We start from the raw sequence: 20,182 nt of genomic DNA, 5'->3' as shown, positions 1-20,182 counted from the left end.
CCCTTTTATGGTTACAGCGTAACTCAAAAAGGACCATTTAAACAAGCTTTGTTGTTGTTTTGATCTTAAAAACTGTTAACTCACATTATAACTATAAGGCGCCCTGCTTTTTATATATAATCAACGCCCTTTTAATCATACTAAGTCGAAATGAATCAAGAAGATTGGCGTTCCGTCACACCACAGTTTGATGAGTATGAAAATATCATCCATGAATTTTCATCTTACTCTCCTCTATCCTTTTTTGACCTCCAACCTAGGTTAAGAGCCGCAATGCTTCGATTCGAAAAGTTGCGCAATTGGACCAAAGTACTGCTAATTAATTCACCAGATAATGCGATCTATCGAAATGCTATTTTAGACGCTATACGCGACGAACATTTGGTTCCTGATGAACGTGTCGTTGTAAAAGCAGAGACCTTAGAGATACGTGCAATATTAGGGGAATACAAAGCAAAAAATGGACAAGTTGATTCTCTTTCTCAAGGGCTATTGAAAAAAGCTGATGGTGGTTATCTCGTTGTCTCAGCAAACTTGATAATGGCGAACCCATCTTCATGGATGGTATTAAAATCGGCATTATTAGGTGAGTTTGTATCGCCTGTCAGTGTCGACCCAAAACATATTGCAATGGACCCTCCTGCTCATAAGGTTGACGTAAAGTTGATTGTTATTGGCGATAGAGAACAGATGAGCGACCTCGATTATTTTGACGCAGACATACAATCTGGATTTTGTATGTTTAGCGAAGTTGAATTAGAGTTTAAACTAACAAAAGAATCACTACCTTCCTATTTGGGCTATGTTAAGGGTCTAATTGACAGTTTTGGAATACCATTGCTGGACGACTCAGGAATACGCCGTTTATTAACAGCGGGAACACGAGAGTGCGAAGACCAGCATGCCATTCCTCTGTGTCTTCAATGGCATAATGCGCTGTTAAGTGAGGCTGCTATCCACTCTGCAGACCGCACTATGTCAGAGTTAGATCTGGATAAAGCTATTGATGATAAGTTCTATCGTGAATCCTACCTTCCCAAACGTGCTTTAGACGATATTCTTGAAGGCCAAGTGAACATCGAAACAAAAGGTGAACACGTGGGCCAAGTAAACGGACTAACCGTCGTTGATATACCCGGTCATCCTGTTTCTTATGGGGAGCCGGCGCGTATTTCATGCGTAATCCATTTTGGAGATGGAGATATCTCTGACGTGGAAAGAAAAGTAGAGCTTGGTGGTAATTTACACGCTAAAGGCATGCTGATAATGCAGGCTTTAGTTAATACGGCGCTTGATCTGGATGAACCTCTCCCTTATTCCGCTTCTATTGTTTTTGAGCAATCATATTGTGAAGTTGATGGCGACAGCGCATCGTTAGCAGAATTTTGTTCGCTAGTGAGTGCGTTATCAGATACCCCAATTAATCAACAAGTTGCTGTTACGGGCGCTATTGATCAGTTTGGCCGAGTACAAGCTGTTGGCGGATTAAACGAAAAGATTGAAGGTTTCTATCATGTATGTGAACATCAAGGTTTTACAGGAAGCCAAGGTGTTATTTTACCCAAGTCTAATCTAAAGCATCTATCCTTACATAAAGATGTCGTCAATAACATTCGAAACGGTAACTTTCATATCTGGTCGGTAGAAAATGTTGATGAAGCCATTGAATTGATTACAGGTAAGCCATTTAGAGGCGATGATGAGGATGCGCTTTTAAACCAAATTTCCGACCGAATTGCCTATTTTCACCGCAGGGAAGGTCACGGTTCTCTATTGCACCGCCTAAAAAATAGATGGTTAAGTCACTGATCGGACTTGATTAGCTTACACGTGTTTACTAAGATGCACGTAATATAAATTGGAGTAGATAAAAAATGCAGAATAGACGTAGCTCATATAATCGCGAAGACCTATTAGCCTCTAGCCGTGGCGAATTGTTTGGCCCGGGATATCCACAACTACCAGCACCAAACATGCTAATGATGGACCGTGTTAATCTCATGACGGAAGATGGAGGCGAGTTCGCTAAAGGCTACGTTGAAGCAGAATTAGACATTACTCCCGACCTTTGGTTTTTTGATTGCCACTTCCCTGGCGACCCAGTAATGCCAGGCTGTTTAGGACTTGATGCAATGTGGCAACTCGTTGGGTTCTTCCTTGGTTGGGTTGGTGGCGAAGGTAAAGGTCGCGCACTTGGTGTTGGTGAAGTGAAGTTTACTGGCCAAATCTTACCTACTGCAAAAAAAGTGACATACCAAATAAATATGAAGCGTGTTATTAATCGTAAATTGGTTATGGGCGTAGCAGATGGACGAGTGTTAGTGGATGGAAAAGAAATTTATGCCGCTAAAGACCTAAAAGTTGGTCTTTTCAAAGATACATCTACTTTTTAGTCGTATTATTTAATTAGGGCAGCTTTCGAGCTGTCTTTTTAGTGCCAAGATATTTAGTTATAGTGCATTATAGTGCTAATTGGATCCCCAATTAAGGGGATCTAAATAATAAGTAAAGAGTTATTTATAGAGACCTGAGTTTTTATCGTCTCTTGCATCACGCCATCCACCTAACCAGAAAGACTTAGCATCTGTTTGATGATGTGGACATTCTTCCATCGACTTTCCGTTTAATCCGGCTTTGTAACCTTGTGATTGTGCTCTATCTAGGCGGTCACGCTTTTGTCTCTTCATATTGTCTATCCTTATACCTTTAGATTATTCCTAACGTATTAGCAATTAAACCGAGCCTTTTAGCTCCACCAATAATATTGGTTCACTGTTGGCCATTTCTCAAGTATAAAAAACACTAGCCCAAAAATATTGGACTAGTGTCATTCGATGACAATATTTACTTTCGTCTTCTGAAACTAATCAAAGCAAGAAGTGTCAAAGCATAAACCCCTAAACCACCACCCGATCTTGAAACGGTCGCGGTTTCTAAAGGACGGTTTTCGATATCTGTACTCGTCGCCCCAGAAATTGGAATAAGCTTAACTGCAACTATCTCTTCTTTCCCTGATCCACCACCACAATAGGCATTGTGAGCAAGAGAATCGTATCCTCCAACGCTGCATTTCAGTGCGGTTGCAGAGATAACACCCGCATCATTTATATCCGTCGCATTGACCACTCTGAAGTGGTTATTTGCAGAGCTGTAACTACCGCCATTGGTAAGACTATCTATCCACCATGCTTGATCACTAAATATTGACCGTCTTGCCGCTTCAGTGCCCGTACCGTTATAAGGATAAATGTAGGCGCGTCTGCGACGCTTCTTACCGTTGACTTCTCGGTTTGTTTCCGCATCAATTTGACCAACAACTTCGTTAAAGTTGTTTATCGCATTCGCTTCACCACCCGCACCAGCAAAGAATATTCCACCGGAGAAATAGGCGGCACTTGGACTGCCGTTACTCGCATCTGCGATAAACAATCTATTGTTCGCGGCCCCTGCTTCTGGTGTGTCACCATAGCGCTTGGCTTCGCCAATAACCAACAGGTTGTTATTGATATCTTTTGCAACCGAATTACTGTGGACATAATCACCACTGACACGAACCGTCGCATTGGAAATAAACGTAGTGTTCCAAGCATTTTCAACTACACCCGTAGCTGAAAATGTGTTTTTTGGATAAAATACCGCGGCTTGCATTAATAATCGGCTGCTGTATTCATCGGTATTGTAACCAACGAGCACAGGCTCATCTTTATAGGTACCATCGGAAGGTATTACAACGCTTCGAATACTACCTTGTGCAGAATAATCGTTCACATTTGAGGTACTGACAGTATCACTGGCATCGTCTCTACCAATGCTCCACAATGACGCGCTCACCCCCGTCACGGACGTTCCTAAAGAAGCACCTAGATTATCTTTTACCTGCCATATATACGGCTTCATTGCGAACGCAAAGTTCTGACAGTTATTGTGAAGTGCAGCTTCGGAATACGTGACACAAAGTCCAACGTCTCCAAAATAGTCTTTATCGGCATCGCCATAGGCGAATGGTGCTACCGAACCGGATCCAACAACGTATGTCTTACTGTCATAGACAAATGAGTCAAACGCCATCGTCCTACCCATCTCTTCTACGATATCAGCGGCGCCATCAGCAATCGATTTAGGAAGCAATGACGTCGAACCATAGAAACCGCGATCGCGATATTTTAAAATGGCATTACCATTGATGCTAAAATACCCACTGTTACTATTTCCTATGATCGTCGTATCATTCCCCGTACCCTCAATCTCATTAACCACCACATTCTTGCTATTGGGTATTAACGTAGAACCTGTCGGGGCCGTTGCGGATGGAGAATTAATGTTCGTTAGTTGTAAATAAGCGGACGCATTTGATGGATAGCTGCCTAAATTCCATGCCTGACGCTCCCGATAAAGACCGCCAACACTATTTACGCCGAACCAGCGATTGTATGCCCAACTCTCACAAGTTGAGTAACCGAGTTCGTTGTCACAGTAATTTTCGATATCGTCTTGGTCAAGATAGTAAAAACGATTATCAATACCGAACGGGACTTCTTGTTTATAAGAAAAGCCAGCGAAACCTTTGCGGGTATCACTCGCCAATTTGTAGTCGTCATTACCGCAGCTTGTTGTACCAAAACAACCAAGATCTTGGCCTGCCACCGCACCTGACTCTATTGCCGCTGAATAACTATCAGTAGTGCTAGAAGCCACTTCAACGACTCTATACAGTGCGGCGTTAGCCTGCGTAGCACTAATGATCAAGATGGTTAATGTTGATAGCTTAAATGTTTTACTACTCATTTATTTCTCTAATTCCTGTTGCATAGCTTCTAATTCTTCCCATCTTTCGAATGCTATTTCAAGTTGCTTCTCTTGAGAAGCCAACTTATCCAATACGGGCTGTGTTTGCTCTACGGATTGAGCAAAAAACTCTGAAGAATTGACCTGCACTTGAAGGGCTTCTATTACCTCTTCAAACTGCTCTAGTTTCGCTGGTAATTCTTCTAACTCTCGTTGTAATTTATACGAGAACTTGTTTCGTTTACCACGTGATTGAGTATTTTTTTGCGTTTGCTCAACCACCTTATTTTGAGAGGCTATCTCAGGCGTTCTAGACTGTTGTGCTTGTGTTCGTTGTTGCTGTGCATCGTGATAACCGCCAACAAACTCTTCAATCACACCGTCGCCTTCAAATATCCAACTTGTCATCACCGTGTTGTCTACGAACTGACGATCATGGCTAACAAGTAAAAGCGTCCCCTCATAGTTGGCAAGCAAATCCTCTAAAAGTTCCAAAGTTTCTATATCTAAATCGTTGGTTGGTTCATCAAGAACCAACAGATTGTTCGATTTGGTAAATAATCGTGCAAGTAACAGACGATTTTTTTCGCCGCCAGACAGTGCTTTAACGGGCGTTCTTGCTCTCTTAGGTGAAAACAAGAAATCCTGAAGATAACTAAGCGCATGTCTTTCTTTTCCCCCTATCGTAACTTCTTGCTTACCATCGGCAAGGTTATCGATAACGGTTTTCTCGGGATCGAGAGTTTCACGATATTGGTCAAAATAGGCGACTTCAAGTTTCGTACCGCAACGCAGTGAGCCAGATTGTGGACTGATTTGATCAAGCAGCAATTTTAATACCGTACTCTTACCACAGCCATTTGGGCCAATGAGCGCAATTCGATCACCGCGCATAATGTTGAAACTAAAATCAGATACAATTGGTTTCCCTTCGTAGCTGAAGTTGAGGTTCTCACCTTCAAAGACGATTTTTCCAGAACGGTTCGTTGTATCAATCTGAATATTCGCTTTGCCTTGAACCTCAAGTCGATCGCTGCGCTCTTGTCTTAGCTTTTTAAGGGCCCTTACACGCCCTTCATTACGCGTCCTTCGAGCTTTGATACCCTGTCGAATCCACACTTCTTCTTGAGCCAGTTTTTTATCAAACTCAGCATTTTGCATATCTTCAACGCGAAGGGCTTCTTCCTTATCAATTAAAAACTGATCATAATTACCAGGAAAAGAGCTTAGGTTGCCGCGATCAAGATCGACAATACGGGTTGCCATAGATTTGATAAACGTTCGATCATGCGAGACGAATATGATTGATCCTCTAAAGTCTTTAAGAAAACCTTCTAACCACTCAATGGTGGTTACGTCTAGGTGGTTTGTTGGTTCATCAAGCAGCAACACATCTGGGTCACAGACCAATGCTTTCGCTAGCGCCGCTTTTCGCTGCCAACCACCCGATAATTCAGTTAGTTTCGTCTCACCATCCAATTTAAGAGCCGCTAGCACATTCTTGATTCTGTCTTCAAAACGCCATGCATCGGCATGTTCAAGCTTTTCTTGCGTTTTGGCTAAGCGATTAATGTGCTTCTCGGTTGGTTCACTTGCGACAAGATCAAGTTGCTCATGGTAAGTTTTTAGTAGCTTACCGACTTCAGCAAGGCCGCTTGCAACGTAATCAAGTACTGTACCCTCGACATTTCGTGGAGGGTCCTGCTCTAAACGCGAGACAACGACATCTTGAGTTATTTGATACTTTCCGTCATCCATAATGACTTCACCTGAAAGTATCTTCATCAAGGTCGATTTGCCGGCGCCATTTCGACCAACCAAACAGACTCGCTCGTTTTCTTGTAACGTAAAGTCTGAACCATCGAGTAGCGGTACGTCGCCAAATGCTAATTGACCATTATGTATGGTAAGTAATGCCATTTTCTTCTAACCAAATTTTAAGTTTTTTACTATCAAAGGGCCAATTAAGTTCAATTCCATTGAAATTAACCACCGGAATTGTGACCCCGTAACGCTCAAATAACGTGTCATCGTATGCAATATCAATGACTTTAGGTGACACCTTCAACATATGCAGCATATCTAAAGCCTGCTCGCAAAGGTGACACCCTTCTGTACTATAAAGTTTTAATTCAAGATGCTTCTGCATGCTTGATCAACCATGAGTTGTGAATCTGTTTGTTTCTTGCGTAATCCATAGGCAATGTTTTAGGCGAAATGTTCGTTGCGCTTAAACCAAGCTCTTTAAGACTATCAAGATCCATTTTAAAATGACGTTTATTGTTCGAGAACACAATCGTACCATCGAAGCGTAGCAACCTTTTCAGATCCTTAATCAACTCGATGTGATCCCTTTGTACATCAAAAGTTTGATCCATACGTTTCGAATTAGAAAACGTAGGTGGGTCAATAAAGATGAGATCATAGGTTTCTTGTGCTCGTAGAATCCATTGTAAACAGTCAGCATGTTCAAACCTATGCTCACGACCTACTTTCCCGTTCAGTTTTAGGTTCTCTTTGGCCCATTCTAGATAGGTCTTCGACATATCTACCGTTGTTGTCGATTTAGCGCCGCCACAAGCGGCATGGGCTGTTGCAGAGCCGGTATAAGCAAATAGATTTAAGAAATCCTTACCATTCGCCATCTCACCAATCATGCGACGAGTGATCTTATGGTCAAGGAATAGCCCTGTATCAAGGTAGTCATGTAAATTGACCAGCAACTTAACGCCGTACTCTTGCACTTCGAACGTTCTAGAGCCTTCGCCTAGTTTTTGATATTGAGACGATCCCTTTTTCTTTTCGCGAGTTTTCAGGACCACTTTATTAACATCAACACCAGTAACCTGAATAGCGGCACGGATAACATCCGTTAATCGTCTTTTCGATTTCTCTTCCGGAATATCTTTTGGCGCGGCATATTCTTGAATAACAAGGTGATCCAAATAAACATCTATCGCAACATTGTACTCGGGTAAATCGGCGTCATATATACGGTAGCAATCGAGTTTCTCACGCTTTGCCCACTTGCCAATTTTGGCAATGTTTTTCTTTAAGCGATTGGAAAAGTCTGGCGCGATTAGAGCACCTTCTTGTTGGGGCTCATTACTGTCACTAGCACGTCGTTCACTGATTGAGTAATTTTTTTGGTGACAGGGTAACGCACCATTTTGCAACTTGTACTGCTTATCAGCACGCATTCTTAAGCAGCTTAACAAGTCATCAGAGCTAGACAAAATAGACGCCTGACTGCCCGCAAAGTTCTGTTTAAGCTGAGCGCCAAGGGATGTATAGAGTGCGATTAAACCCGGTTCAGTACCCAATCTCTCACCATAAGGAGGATTGGACAGGATAACACCCGTCTCATAACCTTCAGGACGAGCTAGTGCTGCCGCGTCACCGACACGAAACTCAATCACGTTTTCTAGACCCGCTCTTTTGGCATTCTGTTTGGCAATATTTAGCACGCGCTTGTCGTTATCTATACCGTAGAACTTAGTGTCAATATTTTTGACACCTCTGCGTCCCTGAACATTTGCTTCTGCTTTTATCTCTGCCCAAAGCTCTGGTTCAAAGTCGTTAAGCTCTTCGAACGACCATTTACTACGTAGAACACCGGGTGCCATATTAGCCGCGATTAAAGCCGCTTCTATTAACAAGGTGCCTGAACCACACATAGGATCTAATAACGAAACCCCTTTCTTCCAACCACTTCTCATTACAACAGCAGCAGCCAGTGTCTCTCTAAGCGGGGCTTGCCCGGCTTCGGTTCTGTAGCCTCTCTGATGCAGACCTAAACCGACCAAATCGATACCTAAGATGGCTTTTTCACGATTTAAACGAACGTGGATTCGTATATCCGGCTGTTCTTTGCTGATTGAAGGCCTTTCTAGATTCTTTTTGGTAAAGCTATCAACGATGGCATCTTTAACTTTCATCGCACCATACTGGCTGTTACGAATCTCGTTATTGGTACCATTAAAGTCAACCACCAGGTTCTTCGAACTTGTAAAATGAGATGACCAGTTTATTGCGGAAGCAGATAGATAGAGGTCCATATCGTCTTGGCAATTGAATTCAGACAACACACGTACAAATCTTGAAGCAATACGGCTCCATAAACAGCAACGATACACCTGTTCGTTGGTCGCTTTAAATTTCACACCTGCTTGAACAGGTTTAAAATCAACTATTCCGAGCGCTTTTAACTCTTCAACAAGCAAGTTTTCCAAGCCATTTGAAGTAATCGCTAAATATTGGTTCATATCTATCTTAATCAGCAAAAAAATGGCCTTGATTATACCTGATTAATAAATCAATTAAGAACAAAACGCCAAAAAATCTCTCAGAGCTTGTTCGGGTGCTCAGTTTTTAAACAACATGAGCCCTTCAGTTCTCGTTAAGACTATTTTTTCGTCCAAAACGAAGTGAGTGTTTACTCCCATAATCGATATTACGTTTTTATTGACCCACAGCCGAAGTGAATACTTATTCACACCAATATTGGTCTATACCAGATGGATTATTGGGTGGTAATTTACTTACATTACGCGTTAAAACGGGAATAAATGAGCCTAATTTGAATGATATTTAGACGAATAGAGGCAACAACTTAAGAAAAATTATTTTTCTTTGGTATCGATGTCTCATTGATGAGAGTGCAATAATCGTTAATTTGGATAACAAATAGAGATGATTTATTGTCGAGCGAAGTTCTATTCTCAACTTTTAGGCAAAAGTAAGAATTATTGAACTATTTTAAACAAAAAAAATCGACCGCGAGGGTCGATGGGAAAGTACAACAAGGGAACGAATGAGGGTTTAGCTTACCAAAGCTATCGGTAACGCTTCAAATAACGAGTTCGCACACACCATGCGATTATGCATAACTTTAATTGGCTCACCAAACTTAAGGACTTTACGTCCATTCAAGGCGAATTCGTCAGTCTCAATGTACGCGCATAGGCTCGCGTTATGGCAAACTTCGATAACCATGAAATACCCTTCCCCATAACTATTCTTGAGGTGAACGATATCTCCTTCATTTGGAAGGTAATCTGCAGCTTGTTCATCGAAGAACCAACTTTGAGGCTGTACGGGCTTGTGAAATCGCTTTGATGCAACACAGTTAAGGACTAACTCTGCTTGTCTCGGTTCAGTCAGGTTTAGGTTGGATGCGCTCTCTTTAAATGCTTGGAAAGCAGAAGCATCATCTACCGTAAAATCGGTGTCAGTATAGGCACAATCTACGAGGTGCTTTTTAGGAAGATTGACTCTAAACAGCATGTCACTTCCAAGGTCAAGCATCAGAGCATTTTCTTGCTCATCAAAAAACCAATTCCATGTATCTCGAGGTTTAAGCATCGTTCCATCTCTTGATTATTATAAATTCCGTTTTCTAGGTAATTTGGGTGCTACCTATTCAACTAACAAAATAATTTTACAAGTACGGAGCCAAAAAAAAAGAGGAAATAAATTTCCTCTTTTTTTGATTTTTAATGTTGTTATTAGATATTTTTAACGATATCTCTCACCAAACCAGGACCTTGATAAATAAAGCCAGAATAAACTTGGACTAATTTTGCGCCTGCCATCATTTTTTCTTTTGCCGAAACAAATGAGTCAATACCACCCACACCAATAATAGGAAGTTTGTCGCCAAGTTCTGCGTATAGACAACGAACCACTTCTGTACTTCGTTGTTGTACTGGCCGACCACTTAAACCACCCGCTTCATCCGAATGTTTCATACCTTTAACAATACTTCTATCTAACGTTGTATTGGTTGCAATGACACCATCAATATTATGACGAACGAGAGAGTCACAAATCTGAATAATTTCTTCATCGCTTAAATCTGGTGCTATCTTAAGCGCCAATGGAACATATTTGCCATGCTTCTTTTCTAATTCATTTTGTTTTAACTTCAAATCAGATAGAAGATGGTCCAAGGCCTCACCATATTGTAACGTTCTTAGGCCCGGTGTATTAGGTGAAGAAATATTAACAGCAATATATCCTGCATGCTGATAGGTTTTCTCCATACAGATTAAATAGTCATCGCTGCCCTTTTCTAAGGGAGTATCTTTGTTCTTACCAATATTGATGCCAAGGATTCCGTCGTAAGATGCTTTTTGAACGTTGGCAACGAGATTATCGACACCGTCGTTGTTAAATCCCATCCGATTGATTAGACCTTGAGCCTGAGTCAAGCGAAACAATCTTGGCTTGTCATTTCCTGGCTGCGGTTTTGGTGTTACCGTGCCAACTTCTATGAATCCGAATCCCATTGCGCCAAACGCGTCGATACATTCTCCATTTTTATCCAAGCCCGCGGCTAAGCCAACCGGATTTTTAAACTTCAGTCCCATGCATTCTACCGGTCTATCTGGTAAATGTTGACGGTAAAAAAGGTCGAATGGTGTGCCTTGAAAACGTTTGAAATTTTGAATTGCGAGATCGTGTGCCTTTTCGGCATCGAGTTGAAAAAAACCAGTCCTTGCAAGACGGTAAAGCATGTATGCCTCCGATAAAAAAAAGCCCCGTATAAACGGGGCTTTATTATTTACTTATTTTTGGAACAATTCAAATTTAATAACATCAATTCACGCAAGGCAACTGAAAACTTAGCAAATTCATGCATGGAACCAACCTTAAATTCGTTCAGTATATTCTCCCAACGCTCTAAAGAAGGCTTATTACTACTGATCCAAGAATCCAGATCAGATAAAGGATCAAATGCTGAGCTACCACAATTGCAACTGAGAACCAGCGCCGTAAGTTGGCGCTGTTGCCAATCAAGATCCTCTCTAAATGCCGCCCTTGCCAAAGCCTGCCAGTTATTGTCTACACCTTGGGTATTGATCTGCTTTAGGAACCAATGTAATGAGAGCCTATCGCCTAAGTTAAAGTATAACTTAGACGCGTCTTCAACACTTCGCCCACTTTCCTTCGCAACAGAGGAAATATCTAATGCTGAATTGAGACTCGATAAACGAGCCACATGATGCGCCAACTCCTTCTCAACACCTTGTTCTATCCACGTGTTTGCGAGGTCTTCATGCTCTTTGACCTCTTCTGGCACTAAACACTGATCCAGTGTTTTTCCTATCGCGATCACATCGGTCTTATAATGACTAATTAGATCATTAACACTAAAACTGCCCGGATTATTTCTGATCATCCATCGCGATAATCTTCTTAGCGTCCTTCTTACTTGGAAAATCAAGTCATACTGCGCACTTGTGGTTGAGACATTATCAAGTTTACGAATATCTTTTAATGTCTTTTCGAAGTTAAAAATATCACGAGCCGCAGAATAAGCATTGGCCACTTTATCAATGCTGGCGCCTGTTTCTTCTTGAAGGCGGGTGACAAGATTGCATCCCATCTCGTTAACCATTTGATTTGCCAGTGCCGTTGCTATTATCTCTCGTTTAAGAGGATGATTTTCAGCATGAGCAATATAGTTACGGCGTAACTCTTTAGGGAAGTATTTTGCTAACAGTTGTTTGTGATAGTCATCTGATGCTATCTCGTCACTTACTAACTGTTCTTTTAGTATCATCTTTCCATAAGCAACCAATACAGACAACTCTGGTCGAGTAAACGCTTTGCCCTGTTTTTCTCGTTCTAGCAAGGTTTCATCATCCGGAATATATTCCAATACTCTATCTAGATGACCTGCTTTTTCTAATGTATGGATGAATCGAATCTGTTCCTTAACTAATGAAGTTCCTTGTTTTTCGGACACTGAAATAGATTCAGCCTGACAATAGGCGTCCTCCAATACTATCTCGCCGACTTCAACTTCCATTTTATCCAGAATTTCATTACGTTGTTTCGTTGTCATATCACCGAGTGCAACTAATCCGTTAAGGAATATTTTAATGTTCACTTCGTTATCAGAGCAATCAACGCCACCAACGTTATCTACAAAGTCCGTGTTGACACGTCCACCAGACAAGGCATATTCAATACGCCCTTGTTGTGTCATTCCTAAGTTGCCACCTTCTCCAACCACTTTCGCTTTTAGCTCTTGGCCATCTATTCGCAATACGTCGTTTGCACGATCGCCAACATCAGTATGAGTTTCTGTGGACGCTTTAATGTAAGTACCAATACCACCATTCCATAAAAGATCGACGTCCATTTTCAGAAGCATCTTAATCAGATCATTGGGTGCTAAGGCCGTCTTGCGTGTTCCGATCATCTTCTGTATTTCTGGTGTAAGTTTGATCGACTTTGATCGCCTTGAGAATATGCCGCCACCTTTTGAGATCAACTTAGGATCATAGTCTTCCCAGCTTGATCGTGGTAATGCAAACAAACGATCTCGCTCTTTCCAACTTTTCGCAGAATCTGGGGTAGGATCGATAAATATGTGCATATGATTAAAAGCAACTTGCAGTTTTATATGCTTGGAAAGAAGCATCCCATTACCGAACACATCACCTGCCATATCCCCTATACCGACACAAGTAAAATCGGTGGTTTGGCAATTAATCCCCATTTCTCTAAAGTGGCGTTTAACCGACTCCCATCCACCTTTAGCCGTTATGCCCATCGCTTTATGGTCATAACCATTTGACCCACCAGAGGCAAATGCATCACCCAGCCAGAAATTGTACTCTTCCGAGACTGAGTTCGCCAAATCAGAAAACGTTGCCGTTCCTTTATCTGCTGCTACCACTAAATACGCATCATCCTCATCATGACGAACCACATTCGTTGGATGAACCAACTGACCTTCCACAATATTATCGGAAACATCTAATAACGCGCGAATGAATTTCTTGTAGCAACGTTTACCTTCCGCAAATATTTCATCTCGTGAAGATAGACTTGGTTGTTTTTTACATACGAAACCGCCTTTCGCACCAACAGGAACAATTACGGTGTTCTTTACTTGTTGTGCTTTTACTAACCCGAGTATCTCCGTACGGAAATCTTCTTGTCTGTCAGACCAACGAAGTCCACCACGAGCAACCTTTCCACCCCGTAAATGCACCCCCTCGATATCGGGTGCATACACAAATATTTCGAACTCAGGAACGGGTTTGGGAATATCTGCAATTTCACGCGGCCTAAGTTTTAACGATAGCCACGGTTTGTTCTTTTTGTTTTTATCTAGTTGATAATAATTTGTTCTTAGCGTCGCTGAGATCATTTCCATATAGCGTCGAATGATCCTATCATCATCCAAACTCTCTACATGATCGAGCTGCTCAGTGATGTATTGTATAAGATCCGTCTGCCCTTTTTGCGCCCCTTTGCATTTAGGATCAAATCGTCTCTCAAATAATTCAACTAGGCTTTTCGCCATTTCGGTGTGATCGGATAACGTGTTTTCGATATAGCTTTGGCTAAATGGGAATCCAACCTGCCTCATATATCGAGCATAGCTTCTTAGTATCGTGATTTCTCTTCCGGTTAAACCTGCACCGAGTAGCAACCTATTAAAGCCGTCGCTTTCTAACTCACCAGACCAAATAGCGGCAAACGCTTGTTGAAATCTCTCTTGTGCTTCACGTAAGTCAATGTTCTCATCGCTTTTGTGGAGCATGGAAAAATCAAGTATCCAGTATACCGTTCCATTTGCTTTTCTTACTTCGTACGGCGATTCACCAACAACTCGTAACCCTAGGTTTTCCAACATCGGCATGACATCAGACAGATGAATCGGTTCATCACGGTGATACAGCTTAAGATGGACAACCTTAGAACTTATCCCCTCTTCTTGAGGTCGATAAAACAGCATACCTAATTTGTTTTCGTCATTCAGATTTTCTAATCGTTCAATATCTGAAACCGCTATGCTCGGCATGACATCTGACTTATATGAACTTGGAAATGCATTCTTATATTGCTTTGCAAAAGAAAGACCTTTGCTTTCGCCCAAGTTTGCAACAATTGCGTGTTCTAGTCTATCGACCCAAGTTGAAGAAGCTTCCATCAAGTTATGCTCTATCGCTTTTACGTCTATATTGAAATTATTGTTGTCCACTCGAACTATATAGTGCGTCCTCGCAAGTGGGCTTTCTGAAAAGAACGTCGTGAATTCAACCTCCTGATCTGAATTTAGATGTTGACGGAGTATACGTTGGGTCAGTTTTCGTACTTCGGTGTTATAACGTTCTTTGGAAACATAAACCATGCAACTGAAAAAACGGCCAAACGGGTCTTTACGAACAAACAAACGAACAAGATCACGATCTTGCATTTGTACGACACCAAGGCCGGTTTCTAACAACTCCTCTTCTTTTGCTTGAAGCAACTCATCTCTTGGATAGTTTTCTAAAATATTGAGTAGTGCTTTATAGGAGTAAGATCCCTTTCTATACCCGCTAGCGGTAAGAATTCGTTCTACTTTTTGTCCAATTAAGGGAATATTGAATACACTTTGGTTGTAGACGGCAGATGTGTACAGCCCAGTGAATCGATGCTCACCTACAACATTACCTTGTTTGTCAAATTTCTTGATACCTATATAGTCGGTATAAGCTGGTCGATGAATCCTTGAAGAGGCATGACCTTTGGTGAGAATAAGTAGGTAAGGTTTTGTCGCTTCTGCCTGTGCTGATTCAGCAAACTTTGAAAGCTCTACGGTACGAATACGACTAGCAAGGCCAAATAAACCCAAGCCTTTCTCTTTCGTTGGTTCGAGCTGAAGGCCATTGTTGCTTTCAACAAGGTCATATTCTTTGTAGCCCATAAAGGTAAAGTTATGTTTACCGAGCCATCTCATGAACTGCAGGCTTTCGTCTAAACGACTTTTCTCCAATGGAATCGATTTAAGATTATCTTCTGTTTTTTTGATGACTTGTTGTAATTTGTCTGACATCACCTGCCAATCGCTAACCACTAATCCAGTATCAGTTAGCACACCCACAAGCTCAGTTTTGAGTGCAGTCATTTCATTTTTGCTGTTTAGCCTATCAACCTCAATATGAAAAAGCGATTGAAAATCCCCTTCACCACTATTTAACGCAGAGATTTCACCGTCACCATTTCGCCTTAATTGCGTAGGTCCATTAATCATAAAATGACAGGTTAGTCCCAGTCTGGTCAAAGCCATTTTTGTTGAGTCTACGAGAAACGGACTGTCTGGAACAACGATTTCAATTATCGTATGCGTTGACTGCCAACCATGGCGGCTCAAGCTAGGATTAAATACCCTAACCGAAATATCTTTGAATTGTGTTTCAGAAATATGGTGCCATAAACTTATCACTGCACCATAAAGATCTGAGTCATTCCTATTTATCAGGTCGTCCTGAGAAATGTTGCTGTAGAGATGTTTCGCTAGCTGAGTAACTAAAGGTTTTTGAGCAAGTTCAAGTTTGTCTTGAATAAGTTGATACACTTTTTCAAGTAGAACCGGCACAACAGGCTCGCGTGCGGTCATATTGCACTCCAAATTATTTTAGTGGGAACACGAACACAATGTTCGTTGGGTACTTAGTTATTGTAAGAGATATATTGAAAATAAGTTAATGAATTGGTTACAAATAGAGAGGTGCGTATCAAAAATTGTGAGTGGTAACTCGATTTAACTATCTGAAATTTAACATATCTAAACCGATTCTAGGCTAACAAACTTGTTCAGTTTATCTATTGTTAGTCGAAACCGGCCTTTTACACCGATTTGAGTTAAGAACGGTCTTAATCGCATCGCAGGAACTTGCAGTTTTAACCCTTGTTCAGTGTAAACCAATACACTGCTTGCTGAACCGGCATAGTGTTGTAGGAACACATTGTAAGAAATATCTAGACGAAATGTATATTGGTTCATATTACGTTTTACTTAAGTAAAAAAAGAAGATAGTCATGCGACTATCTTCTTATAAGTTTAAACTACGAATCAAGCGCTTTAGTCACTTTTTCAAACAGATCTTTTGCCAAATTTTCAAGTTTTGACAACTTTTCTAATTCTGATCGCATTAATAACTGTCTTGCTTCATCGTAATTACGATATTTCAATAGCGGGTCAATCAATCTAGATGCAACCTGTGGGTTGCTTTCATTTAATTCAGTTAATATTTCTCCAGCAAATTGATAGCCTGAACCATCCTTCGCGTGGAAATTAACTGGATTCGCAGTAAGGAACGATCCGATAAGGCTGCGAATTCTGTTCGGATTTTTCATAGTGAACGCTTGATGTTGCATGGTTTTCTTCACCACATCTAGAACGTCATCCGAAGGATTGGTGCCCTGTAATGCAAACCACTTATCCATTACCAAGCCATCATTGACCCATTTTGCACTAAAATCATCCATCATCTTTTCACGACACGGCAGTTTTGCCTGATTTGCAGCAGACAAGGCGGCCATTGTGTCTGTCATATTGTTGGCATTACTATATTGTGCCCTTGCCAGCTCATCACCTTGTGGCAGATAAGCGAGATAACTTAAGGCCATATTTCTTAGTGCTCTTTTACCAATGGCATCATGCTCTACAGTATATTTGGATTGAACTAATGAACCATAAATAGCGGTTAATTCATCTTGCAAGTTGTCAGCGATAGCCATCTTTATTGATTTTAAAACTAAGAAAACAGCATCGACATCAACTGGCTTGAACCAACCTGCTACTTCGTTTTGGCTCGGTAACGACAACACCTCTGCAATAAACGCGGGGTCCAATTCGCGATCCAATAACACACCTCTGAATGCGTCTAGAACACGCTCTGATAATTCAAAGGCTCGTCCATTTTGGACATTTTCTACGTTTGCTTTAATGTATTTAGCCAATAACATCTGTCCTGCATCCCAACGAGCGAATTCATTAGTCGCATGGACCATCAAAAACATCAGCTCTAAATCGGTATATTCATAGACCAACTTCACTGGCGCTGAGAACTCGCGTAACAAAGAAATGATTGGCAATTCATCCACGTTATCAAATATAAATGTTTGTTTTTCATTGATAATATTTAAAATATTATTGACGTCCCTTCCGTTACACTGTAGCGGAAGGGCTTTGCCATTCGAGCCATACAACTCAATATTTAGAGGAATATGTAAGGGCAATTTCTCTTTTTGTTCTTGAGTCGCGGCAGTTGATTGCTCCACAGTAACTGCGTAGGTTTTTTGCTCACTGTCATAGGAGCTAGTCACATGAATAGTTGGCGTACCTGATTGGCTATACCAACGTTTGAACTGAGTTAGGTCAACACCGGAGGCATCTTGCATAGCAGAAACAAAATCATCACATGTTGCTGCGGTTCCATCATGTCGTTCAAAATAAAGCTTCATCCCTTTTTGGAAACTCACCTCACCTAACAACGTGTGCATCATGCGTATTACTTCGCTGCCTTTTTCGTACACGGTAAGCGTGTAAAAGTTGTTCATCTCAATAACTTTTTCTGGACGGATAGGATGTGACATTGGGCTTGCATCTTCAGCAAACTGAGGCCCGCGGATAATCCTAACATTGTTAATACGGTTTACCGCTCGAGAACCTAGATCAGATGAAAACTCCTGGTCTCGGAATACGGTTAAGCCTTCTTTCAAACTTAGTTGAAACCAGTCGCGACAAGTGACCCTATTTCCTGTCCAGTTATGGAAATACTCATGACCGATGACAGCTTCAATACCTAAGTAATCCGTATCTGTGGCCGTTTTTTCGTTCGCCAGTACAAACTTAGAGTTAAATACATTCAACCCTTTGTTTTCCATCGCACCCATATTGAAAAAATCGACGGCAACAATCATATAAATATCTAGGTCGTATTCGAGACCAAAACGTTGCTCATCCCATGCCATCGAATTTTTTAGCGATAACATCGCGTGACTTGCTCTGTCTAGGTTTCCCTTATCTACATAAATCTCTAAGGCAACATCGCGACCAGACATCGTTGTATAGTTATCCGCTAATAGATCAAAATCACCGGCAACCAAAGCAAATAGGTACGCAGGTTTAGGGTGCGGGTCTAACCATTGTACCCAATGACGCCCATTATCAAGGTCACCAGATCCAATTTTGTTCCCATTGCTCAACAAAAACGGATATTGAGTTTTGTCTGCTATAACCTTTGATGTAAAGACGGCCAGCACGTCGGGACGGTCCATATAATAAGTAATACGACGGAACCCTTCCGCTTCACACTGCGTACAAAATGCGCCGCCTGATTTATACAGACCTTCTAATGCACTATTTCCCTCAGGATCCAACTCGGTGGTTATCGCTAATTCAAACTCTTTGGGCAACCCTTTGATAATAAGTATCCCATCAGATTCTTGAAAATTCGTCCATTGTTCTCCGTCAATCATTACGCTCAAAAGTTTTAGCTGTTCGCCCTCTAGGCTAAGAATATTACTTTCTTGCAACTGTTTTACTTTAGAAACGGCGACGACGATGGTTTCTCTATCATAGAGATCAAATTCCAAATCTATATGAGTAATCGAATGCGATGGAGACTGGTAATCTATACGATACTTAGCGACAGGTGTTGCTTGAGTTTGTTCAGACATAGTTCTTCCTTTACTCTTACTTTGCTAAGAGTCTTTCCAGAGAATAGAGTAGATCATAAAGCGAATTCAGATTGAAACAACCGAGTTCGTTTATCCTTACCCTTATATGTCGGGTTAATTTGAACAAAAACAAGGTTTAACAAACACAAAAAAGCACCTTTATCAAAGTGCCCTCTAAATGTGGTGCTATTTAGACCGTAATCAGATAAATTTACTCAACTCTATTCATTACGGTATACATATCGAAACCTGTTCCCTCAAGGGTCAGCGTATTATTCTCTACTTTATAGCGAGAATTGTGTTCACCTTTTTCATACATCAGAACTAAGTTTTCACCTTCATAATAATAGATACCTTGATAAGCAGCGAGATTTCCATCTGTAGATTCTGACATAAATAAGAACATGAAGTCAGGTTGCAGAGTCAGGCTGACATGGCTGACATTGCTTGCGAGAATGTCATCACCTTTAATTTCAGCACTTTTCCAACGACCAATGAGTTCTGGCGAGTAACCTTTGACAAATGGAATGCCATTGAGCATTAAGTGGTTGTGGTTGGCTAGGTAACTGTATGTTTGGGGGGTTTCGGTATCTAACCCTAATATTAAGGTGTCATTACTTAATGAGTAGTTCCCTTGCCAGTAATTCATACTTTGGTCTTTGTTTTGGATCTCGATAGCAAATTGATAGTTTGATGCGATGTGCAACCGTATTGCTAAGAAATCAGCATGACCTTCTCCCGGCGCTGGATTAGTCAGAAACCAATCACCGAGCAAAAAAGGGTAATCAAACTGAGTTAAATCGATTTTATTCTTGTCTATTTCTGCGCTAGTCGCGCTAACCGAGACTGAAAACACGAGTGTGCAACAGGCTAGAATTAACATGATAATCTTCATCACTGACTCTCCTCACTTTTTATAAGC

General features: G+C 41.2%; 13 protein-coding genes. 2 read left to right on the top strand and 11 right to left on the bottom strand.

From position 1 onward, the window contains the following. The first annotated feature begins 150 nt into the window (after positions 1-150). On the top strand, positions 151-1,809 hold the full coding sequence (locus IUZ65_RS08155; protein ID WP_195703264.1) for an AAA family ATPase: 1,659 nt from the start codon (positions 151-153) through the stop codon (positions 1,807-1,809). A 65-nt stretch (positions 1,810-1,874) separates the two neighbouring features. Beyond that, positions 1,875-2,393 carry a bifunctional 3-hydroxydecanoyl-ACP dehydratase/trans-2-decenoyl-ACP isomerase gene (gene fabA, locus IUZ65_RS08150; protein WP_195703263.1) on the top strand — a complete coding sequence of 173 codons (519 nt, stop codon included), beginning with the start codon at positions 1,875-1,877 and terminating at the stop codon, positions 2,391-2,393. A gap of 120 nt (positions 2,394-2,513) precedes the next feature. Here fabA and rmf read toward each other — a convergent pair whose 3' ends face one another. From rmf to IUZ65_RS08095, 11 genes are all read right to left on the bottom strand, one after another. After that, entirely contained in the window at positions 2,514-2,687 is a 174-nt protein-coding gene (gene rmf, locus IUZ65_RS08145; RefSeq protein WP_195703262.1) for a ribosome modulation factor, read from the bottom strand. A 157-nt stretch (positions 2,688-2,844) separates the two neighbouring features. Next, entirely contained in the window at positions 2,845-4,785 is a 1,941-nt protein-coding gene (locus tag IUZ65_RS08140) for a DUF3466 family protein (RefSeq protein ID WP_195703261.1), read from the bottom strand. Further along, on the bottom strand, positions 4,786-6,705 hold the full coding sequence (locus IUZ65_RS08135) for an ABC transporter ATP-binding protein (protein ID WP_195703260.1): 1,920 nt from the start codon (positions 6,703-6,705) through the stop codon (positions 4,786-4,788). Further along, on the bottom strand, positions 6,683-6,934 hold the full coding sequence (locus IUZ65_RS08130) for a glutaredoxin family protein (protein WP_195703259.1): 252 nt from the start codon (positions 6,932-6,934) through the stop codon (positions 6,683-6,685). Before IUZ65_RS08130 ends, IUZ65_RS08135 begins: the two co-directional genes overlap by 23 nt. Next, positions 6,918-9,050 (bottom strand): bifunctional 23S rRNA (guanine(2069)-N(7))-methyltransferase RlmK/23S rRNA (guanine(2445)-N(2))-methyltransferase RlmL, encoded by a 2,133-nt coding sequence (gene rlmKL / locus IUZ65_RS08125; protein WP_195703258.1) that lies wholly within the window; start codon positions 9,048-9,050, stop codon positions 6,918-6,920. The genes IUZ65_RS08130 and rlmKL overlap by 17 nt, the downstream gene beginning before the upstream one ends. A gap of 556 nt (positions 9,051-9,606) precedes the next feature. Next, complete coding sequence (locus IUZ65_RS08120; RefSeq protein ID WP_195703257.1) at positions 9,607-10,149, bottom strand: cell division protein ZapC; 543 nt, start codon at positions 10,147-10,149, stop codon at positions 9,607-9,609. A gap of 143 nt (positions 10,150-10,292) precedes the next feature. Beyond that, positions 10,293-11,303 (bottom strand): quinone-dependent dihydroorotate dehydrogenase, encoded by a 1,011-nt coding sequence (gene pyrD / locus IUZ65_RS08115; RefSeq protein WP_195703256.1) that lies wholly within the window; start codon positions 11,301-11,303, stop codon positions 10,293-10,295. A gap of 47 nt (positions 11,304-11,350) precedes the next feature. Beyond that, positions 11,351-16,192, bottom strand: coding sequence for an NAD-glutamate dehydrogenase (locus tag IUZ65_RS08110; protein WP_195703255.1), 4,842 nt, complete (start codon positions 16,190-16,192; stop codon positions 11,351-11,353). Positions 16,193-16,360: 168 nt separating this feature from the next. After that, positions 16,361-16,579 carry a DUF2835 domain-containing protein gene (locus IUZ65_RS08105; protein ID WP_195703254.1) on the bottom strand — a complete coding sequence of 73 codons (219 nt, stop codon included), beginning with the start codon at positions 16,577-16,579 and terminating at the stop codon, positions 16,361-16,363. A 62-nt stretch (positions 16,580-16,641) separates the two neighbouring features. Beyond that, positions 16,642-19,260 carry an aminopeptidase N gene (gene pepN, locus IUZ65_RS08100; RefSeq protein WP_195703253.1) on the bottom strand — a complete coding sequence of 873 codons (2,619 nt, stop codon included), beginning with the start codon at positions 19,258-19,260 and terminating at the stop codon, positions 16,642-16,644. Between the two features lie 211 nt (positions 19,261-19,471). Beyond that, the gene (locus IUZ65_RS08095) at positions 19,472-20,155 is read right to left on the bottom strand and encodes a hypothetical protein (RefSeq protein WP_195703252.1); all 684 of its coding nucleotides are present in this window, start codon (positions 20,153-20,155) and stop codon (positions 19,472-19,474) included. Positions 20,156-20,182: the final 27 nt, after the last annotated feature.

The sequence above is a fragment of the Vibrio sp. VB16 genome, assembly GCF_015594925.2.
Lineage (GTDB): Bacteria > Pseudomonadota > Gammaproteobacteria > Enterobacterales > Vibrionaceae > Vibrio.
Note: the sequence above shows the minus strand (reverse complement) of the source record. Positions and strands in the feature narration are given on the sequence as shown.

What these genes read in the sequence shown, in the direction of transcription:
- IUZ65_RS08130 (WP_195703259.1), bottom strand. Translation starts at nt 6,934, where the DNA reads ATGCAGAAGCATCTTGAATTAAAACTTTATAGTACAGAAGGGTGTCAC.
- IUZ65_RS08095 (WP_195703252.1), bottom strand. Translation starts at nt 20,155, where the DNA reads ATGAAGATTATCATGTTAATTCTAGCCTGTTGCACACTCGTGTTTTCA.
- pyrD (WP_195703256.1), bottom strand. Translation starts at nt 11,303, where the DNA reads ATGCTTTACCGTCTTGCAAGGACTGGTTTTTTTCAACTCGATGCCGAA.
- fabA (WP_195703263.1), top strand. Translation starts at nt 1,875, where the DNA reads ATGCAGAATAGACGTAGCTCATATAATCGCGAAGACCTATTAGCCTCT.
- IUZ65_RS08140 (WP_195703261.1), bottom strand. Translation starts at nt 4,785, where the DNA reads ATGAGTAGTAAAACATTTAAGCTATCAACATTAACCATCTTGATCATT.
- rlmKL (WP_195703258.1), bottom strand. Translation starts at nt 9,050, where the DNA reads ATGAACCAATATTTAGCGATTACTTCAAATGGCTTGGAAAACTTGCTT.
- IUZ65_RS08155 (WP_195703264.1), top strand. Translation starts at nt 151, where the DNA reads ATGAATCAAGAAGATTGGCGTTCCGTCACACCACAGTTTGATGAGTAT.
- IUZ65_RS08135 (WP_195703260.1), bottom strand. Translation starts at nt 6,705, where the DNA reads ATGGCATTACTTACCATACATAATGGTCAATTAGCATTTGGCGACGTA.
- pepN (WP_195703253.1), bottom strand. Translation starts at nt 19,260, where the DNA reads ATGTCTGAACAAACTCAAGCAACACCTGTCGCTAAGTATCGTATAGAT.
- IUZ65_RS08105 (WP_195703254.1), bottom strand. Translation starts at nt 16,579, where the DNA reads ATGAACCAATATACATTTCGTCTAGATATTTCTTACAATGTGTTCCTA.
- IUZ65_RS08110 (WP_195703255.1), bottom strand. Translation starts at nt 16,192, where the DNA reads ATGACCGCACGCGAGCCTGTTGTGCCGGTTCTACTTGAAAAAGTGTAT.
- rmf (WP_195703262.1), bottom strand. Translation starts at nt 2,687, where the DNA reads ATGAAGAGACAAAAGCGTGACCGCCTAGATAGAGCACAATCACAAGGT.
- IUZ65_RS08120 (WP_195703257.1), bottom strand. Translation starts at nt 10,149, where the DNA reads ATGCTTAAACCTCGAGATACATGGAATTGGTTTTTTGATGAGCAAGAA.